13 protein-coding genes are annotated in these 10,818 nt (G+C 69.0%); 3 read left to right on the top strand and 10 right to left on the bottom strand.

Translation table 11 applies throughout. The features are described from left to right. Positions 1–249: 249 nt before the first annotated feature. From E2651_RS06240 to E2651_RS06215, 6 genes are all read right to left on the bottom strand, one after another. Positions 250–681 carry a minor capsid protein gene (locus E2651_RS06240; RefSeq protein WP_135329982.1) on the bottom strand — a complete coding sequence of 144 codons (432 nt, stop codon included), beginning with the start codon at positions 679–681 and terminating at the stop codon, positions 250–252. Then, positions 678–1,028 carry a minor capsid protein gene (locus E2651_RS06235; RefSeq protein ID WP_135329981.1) on the bottom strand — a complete coding sequence of 117 codons (351 nt, stop codon included), beginning with the start codon at positions 1,026–1,028 and terminating at the stop codon, positions 678–680. The genes E2651_RS06240 and E2651_RS06235 overlap by 4 nt, the downstream gene beginning before the upstream one ends. Further along, complete coding sequence (locus E2651_RS06230; RefSeq protein WP_135329980.1) at positions 1,025–1,342, bottom strand: hypothetical protein; 318 nt, start codon at positions 1,340–1,342, stop codon at positions 1,025–1,027. Before E2651_RS06230 ends, E2651_RS06235 begins: the two co-directional genes overlap by 4 nt. Next, entirely contained in the window at positions 1,339–1,728 is a 390-nt protein-coding gene (locus tag E2651_RS06225) for a hypothetical protein (protein ID WP_135329979.1), read from the bottom strand. Before E2651_RS06225 ends, E2651_RS06230 begins: the two co-directional genes overlap by 4 nt. A 135-nt stretch (positions 1,729–1,863) precedes the next feature. Continuing rightward, positions 1,864–2,721: a phage head protein gene (locus E2651_RS06220; protein WP_135329978.1), complete on the bottom strand. Its 858-nt coding sequence runs from the start codon at positions 2,719–2,721 to the stop codon at positions 1,864–1,866. Between the two features lie 65 nt (positions 2,722–2,786). Then, positions 2,787–3,461 (bottom strand): hypothetical protein, encoded by a 675-nt coding sequence (locus E2651_RS06215; protein ID WP_135329977.1) that lies wholly within the window; start codon positions 3,459–3,461, stop codon positions 2,787–2,789. 212 nt (positions 3,462–3,673) lie between these two features. On the opposite strand from E2651_RS06215, the gene E2651_RS06210 reads away from it, so the two are divergent. Next, the gene (locus E2651_RS06210) at positions 3,674–4,129 is read left to right on the top strand and encodes a DUF6082 family protein (RefSeq protein WP_135329976.1); all 456 of its coding nucleotides are present in this window, start codon (positions 3,674–3,676) and stop codon (positions 4,127–4,129) included. 221 nt (positions 4,130–4,350) lie between these two features. Here E2651_RS06210 and E2651_RS06205 read toward each other — a convergent pair whose 3' ends face one another. Continuing rightward, a complete protein-coding gene (locus E2651_RS06205; protein ID WP_167828717.1) occupies positions 4,351–6,600 on the bottom strand; it encodes a phage minor capsid protein in 2,250 nt (749 codons plus the stop codon). Positions 6,601–6,827: 227 nt separating this feature from the next. Here E2651_RS06205 and E2651_RS06200 point away from each other — a divergent pair, with 227 nt between their 5' ends. After that, complete coding sequence (locus tag E2651_RS06200; protein ID WP_135329975.1) at positions 6,828–7,061, top strand: hypothetical protein; 234 nt, start codon at positions 6,828–6,830, stop codon at positions 7,059–7,061. On the opposite strand, the gene E2651_RS06195 is transcribed toward E2651_RS06200, so the two are convergent. Then, positions 7,048–8,523, bottom strand: coding sequence for a phage portal protein (locus tag E2651_RS06195; RefSeq protein ID WP_135329974.1), 1,476 nt, complete (start codon positions 8,521–8,523; stop codon positions 7,048–7,050). The genes E2651_RS06200 and E2651_RS06195 overlap by 14 nt on opposite strands. A 49-nt stretch (positions 8,524–8,572) precedes the next feature. Between E2651_RS06195 and E2651_RS06190 the strand changes: the two genes are divergently transcribed. Beyond that, positions 8,573–9,025 carry a hypothetical protein gene (locus tag E2651_RS06190; RefSeq protein ID WP_135329973.1) on the top strand — a complete coding sequence of 151 codons (453 nt, stop codon included), beginning with the start codon at positions 8,573–8,575 and terminating at the stop codon, positions 9,023–9,025. Here the strand turns inward: E2651_RS06190 and E2651_RS06185 are convergent. Beyond that, a complete protein-coding gene (locus E2651_RS06185) occupies positions 8,991–10,241 on the bottom strand; it encodes a PBSX family phage terminase large subunit (RefSeq protein WP_135329972.1) in 1,251 nt (416 codons plus the stop codon). The genes E2651_RS06190 and E2651_RS06185 overlap by 35 nt on opposite strands. After that, complete coding sequence (locus E2651_RS06180; RefSeq protein WP_135329971.1) at positions 10,241–10,687, bottom strand: helix-turn-helix domain-containing protein; 447 nt, start codon at positions 10,685–10,687, stop codon at positions 10,241–10,243. The genes E2651_RS06185 and E2651_RS06180 overlap by 1 nt, the downstream gene beginning before the upstream one ends. Positions 10,688–10,818 lie beyond the last annotated feature (131 nt).

The following is a 10,818-nucleotide window of genomic DNA, read 5'->3' as shown; positions in this document are numbered from 1 at the left end:
GCGCAACGGGGGGCCGGGCGAGGGCTCCATTCGTGGCCGGTAGCGCACTTCTGCACAGGTCGGTGCGGGTGTTCGCTTGAACCGGTAGGTGAGAACTGCACAGATTGGGAGGCTGATTCGATGAGCGACAAGCCAGTACCTCCGGACTGCGCCATGGACTGCACATGTGGTCCGGGCTGTAGCTGCGGCTGCCAGAGCGGAGGGCCTTGCAACTGCGGCGGCTGAACGCGCAGCACCGGTAGCCCGGCCCTACTCAAGGTGTGGGGCCGAGCGGTTCGCGCGCAGCCGGTAGTTGCTGGTGCGCTCCTGGCGGCCGTTGGCGTCGGCGCCGAGTGAGCCGGATGAGAAGCGGTAGATGAGCGTGATGCGGGCGCTGCCGAAGGTGTGGCGCCCGCTGGCGTGCAGGACGGCGAACGCGGCGTCGTCGAGGTCGGTGACCTCGCGCGGGTCGGGGCCTGCGCGGGTGCGCACTTGCACGGCGAGCACGGTGTCAGTGAGCGCGGCCGACTCGGTGACCGGGTACGCGGTGAGCACGATCGCGCGGTCGGGTCCGTCGGGCATCACGGTGTCGGTGATGGCGGTCTCGCCGTCGGCATAGGTGCCATCGGGCCGGTAGACACCGACCGCCCGCTCGTCGAGCAGGCGGGCCAGGCTGTCGACGACGTCGACAAGGAAGCTCACCGCAGGGACCGCCTGACCTGTGCGGCGATGATCGCTGTGACGGCGTCGGCCTCCTCGGTCATGGGCACTTCGAGGTACTTCGCGGTGCGGCCCACGTCGTGGCGATAGGTCATCTCCTCGTGCTGGCGGACCGCGTAGGGGGTGTCGTAGGACACGGCGGCTGTGAGCGCGGTCTCGTCGACGGTGGCGGTTCCGGAGCGTTCGAGGGTGGCCTCTTCGATCGGGACGCGGCGGCGGGAGACTTCGAGGACGTGCTCGGCGGCGAGCCGCAGACCGCGGGCGGCGCCCTGGCGGGTCGTGGCGAGGATGGCGTCGCCGTTCCAACGGAGGCGGGTGCGCTGTGTCATTCGCACATCACCTCCGTACTGGCGGGCACGGGCAGGCCCGGCGCGTTGTGGTGGGCGACGGTGAGCGCGGTCGTCGTGCGGCCGTCGGGGAGGGTGATCCGTGATCCGGTCGGGCAGACCAGATCGGGGGCGGCGATGATCTGCGCGGTCGATACGGTCTCGGCGCCGGTGCGGTCGCGCACGTGCTTGACGGTCTCGGAGACCAGGGCGCGGGCGGTGGCCGCGGGCCCGTAGCGGGGCCCGTATGCCGAGGTGCCGAGGTAGGGCTCGACACTCACCTCGTGGCGCAGCAGCCAATCGGGGACGCGGCTCACCAGATCACCCCCGGCAGCAGTCCCGCCCGCGTGAGTGCACGGTGCGCGCGCGGGGCGAGGTCGACCTCGCCGGGCGCGGTCGGGCCGTCCTTGCGGCCGGACAGGGACACGGGCCCGATGCTCACGGAGTCCCACCGGCCGGCCGCGCCGGTGCCGTCGTCGCCCGTGGCGAGCTGGTACTCGACCTGAGCACAGGCGGCGTCCCGGAGCGCGGCGACGATGGTCGGGTCGGTGGGCATGCCTGCGTCGTCGGTGAGGTAGACCGCCCGCACGAGCGCGTCGTCGATGTCCTCGGACGCGCGGGCGAGCAGCCGCTCGGCATCCGGCGGGGCCGGTTTCCCGGTCCACGCCGTGAGCTGCTCGGGGGTGGCGTAGACACGGGGCACGGGGCTACTCCTTCTTGGCCTTGGCGCGGGCAGCAGAACGCCCCGCGGGCTTGGCTGCCTGCGGGGCGTTCTCGGCGTCGTCCGGCGGGGTGGGGTGGTAGCGGCGCAGCATCATGGGGAACCGTTTCTTCTCGGTCAGGTGGTGGCGAGGGTGCCGACGCACACGCCGCGGTCGCTCAGGCGCTTGACCGCGTAGTGCAGGGTCGTGGTGACGACGGTCGAGCGGGCGAGGATGTCGCGGTCGTCTTCGACCAGCGGGCGCCGCTTGTAGAGCAGGCCGAGAGAGCCCCGCTTCATGAGCAGGAGCTTTCCGGCAGTGACGCGGTTCGTCAGGAAGACGCTCACGCCACCGATGCGGCCGATACTGCCCGCGACGGCGGCGGAGGGGCCGTTGCCCAGCTTGGACGCGTCGACGAACTGCGGGTCCGCGAGCGCGTCGGCGTATTGCGCACTGTTCAGGAACAGGCCCGCGAAGTCGTCCGGCTCCCACTCGTCGCCGAACTGCGCGATGCCGGGGACCATGGAGTCCAGCCACGTGAACTTGGTCTTGGTCGCGGCGGTGGTGAACTTCAGCGGATTGCCCCCGCCGAGGGTCGTCTCGTCGGCCTGCGCCTGGGTGATCAGGTCGGCGTCGACCTTGCGCGCGGCCAGAACGCCGAACTGGCGGCGCGCTTCGGCCTCGGGGTCGCCGAGGCTGACCAGCTTGGCCTTGTCGGTGATCTCGACGGCCTTACCGGCCTCCTTGATCACGGCCTTGGCGAAGCTCGTCGACATGGCCACCGGCGTCATCGGCGTTGCCTCGGTCAGCTCGTCCAGCTCGCCGAGACTCCCCCACTTGGGGAATTCGATCTCCTGGCCGGGCGCGCCTTCAAGGGTGTTGTCCTCGACGACGGCGGCAGATCCGGCTACGCGGACCTTGCCGAGGAACTCGGCCTGTGCCATATCGCCCCACACCTCAGGGACGATCATCTGTGCGGACGTGGTCTTAGCCATGGGTGGGTGCTCCTTTTCCGGCGCGGTGGCCGGGCGTTAGGGGGCCCGGCGGGCGGCCGGGCGGGTCAGTGGTTGGCGAGGCGCCGGTACGTCTCGGGGTCGGACTGGAACAGGTCAGCGCGCTCGGCGTAGGACATGGCGCCGAACTGCTCGGCGGTGACGGCCCCCGGTCCGGGGTCGCTGAAGTCGGCGCCCGACTTGGCGGGCGTCTGCGGGACCGCGGCGAGCCACGGCTGATCCGTCACGGCGTTCGTGATCGCTTCCGCCACGGCGGCCGTGTCGGTCGGGTCGATCTGCGCGACGGCGGCCGTGAACGACGCCGAGTCGAGCAGGCGGGCAATGTCTGCCCTGGCGGTCGGCGCGGCCTGGACAACGGCGGCCTGAACGGCGGCCTGCCGTGCGGCGGTTGTGCTGTCGGCGAGTGCCTGCTGTGCCCACTTCGGCAACCGGGTCACGTCGCCCTCGGCGGCCTCGACGGGCGGCGCGGCCGGGGTCTGCGGAGTCGTCGGCTGCGGGGCGGCCTGCTGGGCACGGGTGCGGTAGTCGGCGGCCTCGGCGCGCGTGTCCTTGATGAGCTTCTGGGCCCACTCGGGGAGCGACGCGACGTCCTGCGGTTCTCCCTGCTGCGGAGTCTGCCGGGTCTGCGGCGTCGAGCTGGTGCTCGGCGCGGCCGGGGTCTGCGGGTCGCCGGTCGAGGCCGGATTCGAGGCGGGCGCGATGGTCGGGGCGGGAGTCGACACGGGTCCTCCTGGGACGGTGTCCGGGGCCGTGCGCGCCTGGCGCTCGACCGTATGCGGGCTAAGGAAAGGGCCGCTCCTGGCGTGCCCGGTTATACAACTGAAAAATAGGGGATAAGGGCCCTACTGATCGACCGTGTCGGGATGACCGACGCTCGACGCAATGAATTGCGGAACAGAGCAACGCAGAACGTCACCTCTGGAGGGGTCAATCAATGGCTGTACTCTCGCTGATCATCTCAGCTGTTGCGCTACTAGGCGTCATGGTTTCACTCCTCTACCAGTATCAGCAGACGAGGATTGCTAGAGAAGAGAGCATGAGGACCTATCACCGAGAACTCTCGGAGATGGCTATCAACGACCCTGCCCTCCGTGCCTGTTGGACTGGCGGCAGCATTGCCAGCCTCTCAGATGAAGAAGCCCGGCAGGCACTGTTCGCCAACATGGTCGTCTCCTGGTGGCTATCCGTATACCTCATCAAGGAAATGACGGATGATCAAGCGGGTTTGCAGCTCGAAGAATTCTTTCGCGAGAATGCAAATAGAGAATATTGGGCCAGGAATCGAATGTCCTGGAGAAGGTTCACAGATGCCGCTTCATCCAAGAGGGAAAGGGTCTTCATCGACATAGTGGAGGTGAAGTTTCATTCCGCGACGACGCAACATCCTTAGCGGTACAGAGTTGCATCTTGGAGGAAAGCGAGCCGAAGACGTGGGTTACGCGGCACCGGGATTCTGCGGGGGTATGGGGCGGCCGTCGGCGTAACCCTTGATCCATGCGGTCTGTAGCGTCGACGTGCTCGGGTATGGGCACGCGGTCGGCTCGTCGCCCCTGCGGCCTGCGTCGCGGCCTTCCATGATTGCCTTCACGATGTCCTCGCGCGTGCCCATGATCACCTCTTGTTCTGGTGGTCCGACTCGTTGTGGCGGGCGCTGTCGGCCCATCGCTGCGGCTTGCCGGTCACCTGCTCGACGAACTCGACTTGCGTGAGCCTGCCGTGTTCGGCCCACCACTCTTTCAGCTCGTCGCTCGCGCGGGCGTGCGCGATGCGTGCGGGCCCGCTGAACAGGGATACCGGAGCGTGCCCGGCGGCCTGGGCCTTCTTGCTGAGCAGGTAGCCGCGGCAGTCTGATTCGGCGGCGAGGTACTGCCGATAGACGTACTCGTCGTACAGGGCGCGGGCCTCGCGGCGGGTGATGAGATGCCGCTCGTCCTGGTCCTCGTCGTCGCCGCGGTGTAGTGCGGCGGCGTCGCGTAAGTCGGCCCAAAACGCGTCGTCGTCGAGGTGGTCGTCGAGGCCCTGGTCGGCGGCGAGGGCGCCCCATGCGGCCGGTCCGGGCACATGGTCGCCCATGGCCTCGGCGAGGGCGTCGCGGTCGGCGAGCAGGTCGTCGACGGCGTCGCCGGTGCTGGCGGGCGGGGGGAGGTCGACGGCGTCGCGGCGGTCCATCTCCGCGGCGATGCGCAGGAGTTCGGCGGTGTCGGCGTACTGCATTGCCCATGCGAGGTCGTCGTCGCCCACCCCCGTCAGATCGGCGAGCAGGTTGCCACCGGGGTACAGCCTGCTGAGCAGGTCGCGGCGTGCGGCCTCCGCGGCGATGGCGACGGCCTCGGGTCCCGTTCCGGCGTCGCGGTAGCGGGCGGCGAGCTGGGCGTCGGACAGACCGACCAGATCGGGGCGCACGTCGGGGAGTTGTCCGGCGTGGTTGCGTCGGTCGGTCTCGGCCATGATGCGCACCTGGTCGACCTCGTCGACGTGGGCGAACAGGCGGGCGAGGTCGTCGTCGGACAGGCCGAGCAGATCCTCGACCAGGCGCCCGCGGGGTGCGGCGCGGTCGAGCAGGGCGGCGAGGTCGCGGCGGTCGGCCTCAGCCTCAATCCGGCGCCGTGCGCGGTCGTCGAGCGGCGTACGGAGAGCGGCGGCGAGCTGGTCGTCGCTCATCTCCCGCACGGTGCGCTCATCGCCGGACCACACGCGGGCGCGCTCGACCTGATCGGGCGCGGGCGGGCGTGGCGAGGCGGGAAGGTTCCCCGCTCCCTCCTGCTCGCGGTGCCGGAGTCGGCGTAGGCCCGGATGGGCGGCGAGGTGGTCGCGCATGGCGCCCTGCCACTGGCGGACCTTGGTCCGTGCGGCGCGCTGCGCTTCGGGGGTGACGGCGGCGGCTTCGCGTCGCTTGTACTGGCGTATGCGGCGTTCGATGGTGCGCTGCCGTTGTCCGGCCTCGTACCCGGCGGGGTCGCTCTCGGCGGCCTCAATGCGGGTGAGCCCCGGTGTGTAAGCCGACACGCTGTGACGGCAGTTGGGGTGCTGGAATCCCGCGAGGCGAGCCTCGTCGAGCGTCCCGGCCACACGCACGGGGACCATGCGGCCGTCCTCGACGGCGTGCTCGACCGCGACCGTGCGCTCGCCGCTCGGTCCGTCGATGGCCAGTGTGCGGCCCTCCCACGGACGGCAGAGCGGGCACTCGCGCGGCGCGTCGGACACGACGACCAGATCGATCCCGGCGTCGGACAGGGTCCGCATGTGCGCCTCAGTCGCCGCACGCCCCACGCTCGTGCGCACGGCCATCTCGGCGTAAGAGGTGAGCTGCCAACGGCGGCCGGCGCGGTCGGTGAACGCGCGAATGCCCTCGTCGGCAAAGCGGCGTATGGCGTCCTGGGTGGCCTGTCGGCGGCTGCCGGTGCCGAGCAGGGGCGTTGCGGTGACCTCGGCGACGATCGCCCGGAAGGTGTCGACGACCGCCCGCAGGATCGAGCGGTGCGTCGAGGTGACCACGTCGACCGCTTCCTGAGCGAGCCTGTCCACAGCCTGTGCGTTCGGCGTGACGTCGTCGACCAGGGCGCGCGCCTCGTCGGACAGGGCGCCGAGCTCGGCGACCGCGGCCCGGTGCCCAACGTTGTACGCCTCGGCGACCGCGTCGAACACGTCGAGTTGAACGGCCTTGCCCAACTCGTCGACCACGCCCTGTGAGGCACGACGCAACGACTGCACGGCGGCGAGCTTGCGCTCGGCCCACCCTGGGGCGTCGAGACCCTCGGCCAACTGCCTTGCGATGAGGCCGATTAGGCGCTCCTCGGCGGCGGCGTACAGGTCGCGGGTGCGCTCGGCGAGCGGCTCGACCATGCCAGGGTGAACAGACAAGATTCACCCCCACGGCCCGTTATCACACAGAGAAGATCGCTACTGAATTTTGGCTCACTTCACCCATATGAGTTCGAAAAACTTGCCGTGAAGCGGCGCAACCTACAGGGTGTCCCTTGCGTGCGCAAGGGGCGCGACAAGATGCCATCCGGTCGAGTGAATGCCCCTCTCGCGGTTCAAATCCGCCGCACATGCTGGAGCCCTCATCACCGTGAGAAGGGCAATCCGTGAAGGGCAAAGAGATCAAATTCAATCTGCCGACGGTTGGCACGGTCAGCACCTTGGCCGTAGGCAGTCTTATTGCGACGGACACAGTTCAGTCCGGGCCGCAGATCACCGGTCTAGTGGTCGTGGCCGTCGCGGCGCTCGGACATGACGCCTTCGTCGCCTACCTCGACCGCAAGCGCCCTGGCGGTGACCAGCGCGGTCCGGTAGATCCGCCAAGCCTCACCGCTCTATGAGAGGGAAGGTTGCGACTGGGTCGGGCGCGGCTGCTCCGGTCTCCGCAAGGATCGCGGAGACCTCGGCCTTGACCGCGGTGTCGTCCCACTCAGGGTGAAGGATCTTGATCTTCGTGGCGGTCGACACGGCTCCTGCACGGTTTAGCAAGTCGAGGGTTGTCGCCGTACTCTGCTCGCTTTCCGCGACGCCGTCGCCGAACTCGACGCGGGGGCGTTCCGGTTTGATCCGCTGGCCGAAGTGCACGGCGTCGAGCTGCAACAGGACGTGCAGGATCTGCGCGAGGGGCTGGCGCCAGTACCCGGTTTTCTTCTTACGGGTGACCATGGACAGGGCGTCGCGGCTGTCGACCTCGGTTGCGGTGATCGGGGCGCCGTTGGCGTCGAGGCCGAATGACTGGGCGCTGTATCCGGCCGACTGGGCGGCCTGTCTGGTCAGGGCCTCGGTGCTCCGCTGGTGCTCCTCGACCCTGATCTCGAACTGGCTCAACGTGATGGCGCCGCCCTCGTTGGGCGGCATCTTCAGCGAATGCCAGACTTCGCGGTCGTCGTCGAACGATGCCCCGTTGCCGGGCCCGTAGTCCCGTAGGTATCCGTCGGGGACGATCAGCCGTGCGCGGGCGAGTCGGATGTCGCGCATCCATGACGTCCACACGTCGTCGAAGGCGTTGAACACGTCCCTGATGCCCTGGAAGTCGCTCCGCCCGATGGGCGAGGACCGGTGCAGCCGGTTGGGCCCGATGTTCGGGACGTAGACGATCGTGAGATCGGTGATGCCGGTCTCGACGGTGACGCCGTCCTCACCGAGACTGCCCGCAAGGTCGGCGGTCTCGGGGTGCTCGGACAGGGGCACGGCGCGGCCGAGATTGTCGGGGGTGCCCTCGTAGAGGCCGTGCAGGATGCGGCCGGGCTCGTGCCGCTCGACGTGCCGGAACACGGTCGACTGAGTCGAGCCGGAAAGGTCACGCCACAGGGTCGCGGCCCGCAGCATCCCCCACCGGAACTCAGGACTCACGTTGTCGGGCTGCACGACGGACAGGATCGACCGGTCGATCAAGTCGCGGTCCCACGTGGCGCGGAGATACACCCCAGACAGGGCGGCTCCCTGCTCGGCGCCTGCGTGCAACGCCTGCTGTATCTGGCCTTCGTCGACCAGGGTTTCGAGGCGTGCCTGTGTGGCCTTGTCCTCGACGTGCAGGGACGGCATGTCGCTGAACAACAGGTGCGCGCTGACGGCGGCGATGTCGGACGCCAGCGGCACGTGCAGTCGGTGACGCAGTCGGGCGGGCTCTGCGCGGCGCCGGTTCCACGGGCCGCGGCGGGTGGGGGCGACCTCGTGCTCGCCGTGGATGTGGGCGAGGCGGCGCCGGTCACCGGAGTACCACGCGTCGTCGACGCGCATCTCGGCGTAGTACGGGGCCCACTGCGGGGGCGGCCACGCTGACCCGTTCTCAGGCAGGGGCATTGCAACCTCCCGTGGTGATCACATGAACATCAGGCGTATCGTCCGGCTCATGAGCGAACAGCCGTCCACACGCAACGAGTTGAGCGGCAACGTCGAGGGCCACGTCGTGCAATCCGGTGCCATCCATGGTGACGTGGTGTTCCCCTCGCCCGCTGCGCAGATGGACCCAGAGACAGCGGAGACTCAACGGCGTTGGGCTCAACGTCAACGGCGCATCCTTGATGAAGAGGCCGCCCAAGAGGCAGCACAGCAACGCAGGTTCGGAGACTACGTCCGGGTCATTCGCAGGAAACAACGTTGGAACCTGTGGTTGCTGATGGTTGAGAGCTTGGCGGTGGCGCTGGGGTATCTGGGCGTGGTCCCTTCAGCTGCGCTCGTTGCAACCCTGGGCATACTGTTCGGGCTGATCTCCCTGTCCGGCTGGGTGTACTGCTCTGTGCTCTTGTGGAGGGCCCGGACGGGGCGGACTATCCCGGTCCCCCGACACCGGTGGATGTGGTGAGCAGGTGACGCCACTCGTGCGAGGTGGAGTGGATGACGTAGCGCAGGGCGTCGGCGCTGTGGTCGTCGACCTTGATCGGGGCGTCTTCACCGCGCTCGGTGGCTTTCGAATTCCAGGAGTAGCCGGGGAGTTCAGCGAGCAGGCCCTCGCACGAGTCGTGCACGAGCAGGCGGTCGGCGGCGAGCAGGCTCGACACGGACCGGATGCCGTCGGTGACGTCGTTGGTGGCGCGGGCGAGGCCCGGGTGCCCGTCCTGCCACATCTGAGTAGAGAACGACGCGGCAGACGGGTCAATGAACGTCCACTCGGGCGTGACACCAAGGTGGTTGAGCCAGGCGCGGACGGCGCGGCTGTACTGCGCGTCGGTCATGCTGCGGTGCGCTGTACGTGAGTCGTGGCGCCACTCGGCGCACACGTACAGACGGCCGTCGGCGCCCTCGCCGAGCAGGACCGCGGCAAACGGGTTGGTGGTGCCGTAGTCCACGCCGCACCAGTGCCGGCGCATGTCGGGGAGCGCGGTCACCACGTGGCGGGCCTCGTCCCACATGTCGTAGATGGCGCCCTCGGCGACCACCCACGCCCCATCGATCATGCGGCGGCGCCACAGGCCGACGTACTCGGCGGCGAGGTCGGCGACGTACTCGGGCGACAGCGAGGGGTTGTCGGCGAGCTTGAAGTGCCAGGAGCACAGGTTGAGTTCGCCCGCGCGGTCGAGATACCCCGTCTTGAGCCAGTGGCGGGGTGAGTCGGGGTTCGTCGTGCCGAGCAGACGTGCACCGGGTACGGAGAGCCGGGCGAGCAGTTGCACGAAGAACGGCTCGGGGAGCAGGGTGATCTCGTCGACGTAGGCGAGCGCGGCTGTTAGGCCACGCAGCCGGCCCTCGGCCCGTGCGTCGCTCGCGCCGATCAGATGTACGACGCGCCCCAAGATGACCGCGGTGGTCGCGCCGCGGGTGTGGCGTACCTCGTCGGCGACGTCGCCGAACAGGGCGGGGTCCTGCAACGGCTCGATGATGTTGCGCTCGATCGTTTGCAGACTGCGTCCACAGATGATGATCAGGCCCGAGGCGGGCGCGCGTCGGACCATCAGCAGGAAGCACAGCAGACTCGCGATGGTCTTGCCGCTGCGCACGCTGCCGTGCCAGATGTTGATCCGCCTGAGGGCACCACGGATCGAGTCGAGTTGCTTGTCGGAGAGGGGCGGGGGAGCGGCCATCACTCCCCCTCGCGGTCACCTCCGGACGGACCGATCAGGGCGTCGGCGAGGCGGTCGAGCATCGCGGCGCCCTTGCTGCCGGTGCTGGTCTGGCGGGCGAGCTCTGTGACCCGTGCGTGCACTTCGGTGAGGGCGCGGGCGGCGGTGGCGTGGTCGCGGGCGTCGCGCGCGTTGTCGGCGGTGGTGGTGCGCTCGACTTGGCCGAGGGCTCCGTCGAGGGCCTCGTCGGCGAGCTGCTCGCGCCGTGCGGCTGCGTCTGCGCGTCGGGCCTCGGTGGCTGCGGCAGCGCGGGCGGCTCCGGAGAACGCTAGGCCGAGTTCGGCGGCAATCTTGCTTACGGTGGCGGCGCCGCGGCCGAGTTGACGGGCGATGGCGTTGCGGGACTTGCCTTCGCTGTGTAGGCGCCGCACTGCCTCGCGGTCTCGATCGGTGATCGGCTCGGCCAAGGCATCACCTCCGAGCAGGGCGAGTTCGCAGCTCCAGCGAATCTCTTTTCAAGATTCTTTAAGCGGTCCATTTCTCAGTAAATAGCCGAAATCTTCGCATGTCTCGTGGAGTCCTCGTCCACATTCCCCCT

The sequence above is a fragment of the Streptomyces sp. MZ04 genome (assembly GCF_004684775.1).
Lineage (GTDB): Bacteria > Actinomycetota > Actinomycetes > Streptomycetales > Streptomycetaceae > Streptomyces.
The sequence above is the reverse complement of the archived record's forward strand: the minus strand, read 5'-3'. Positions and strand labels throughout refer to the sequence as shown.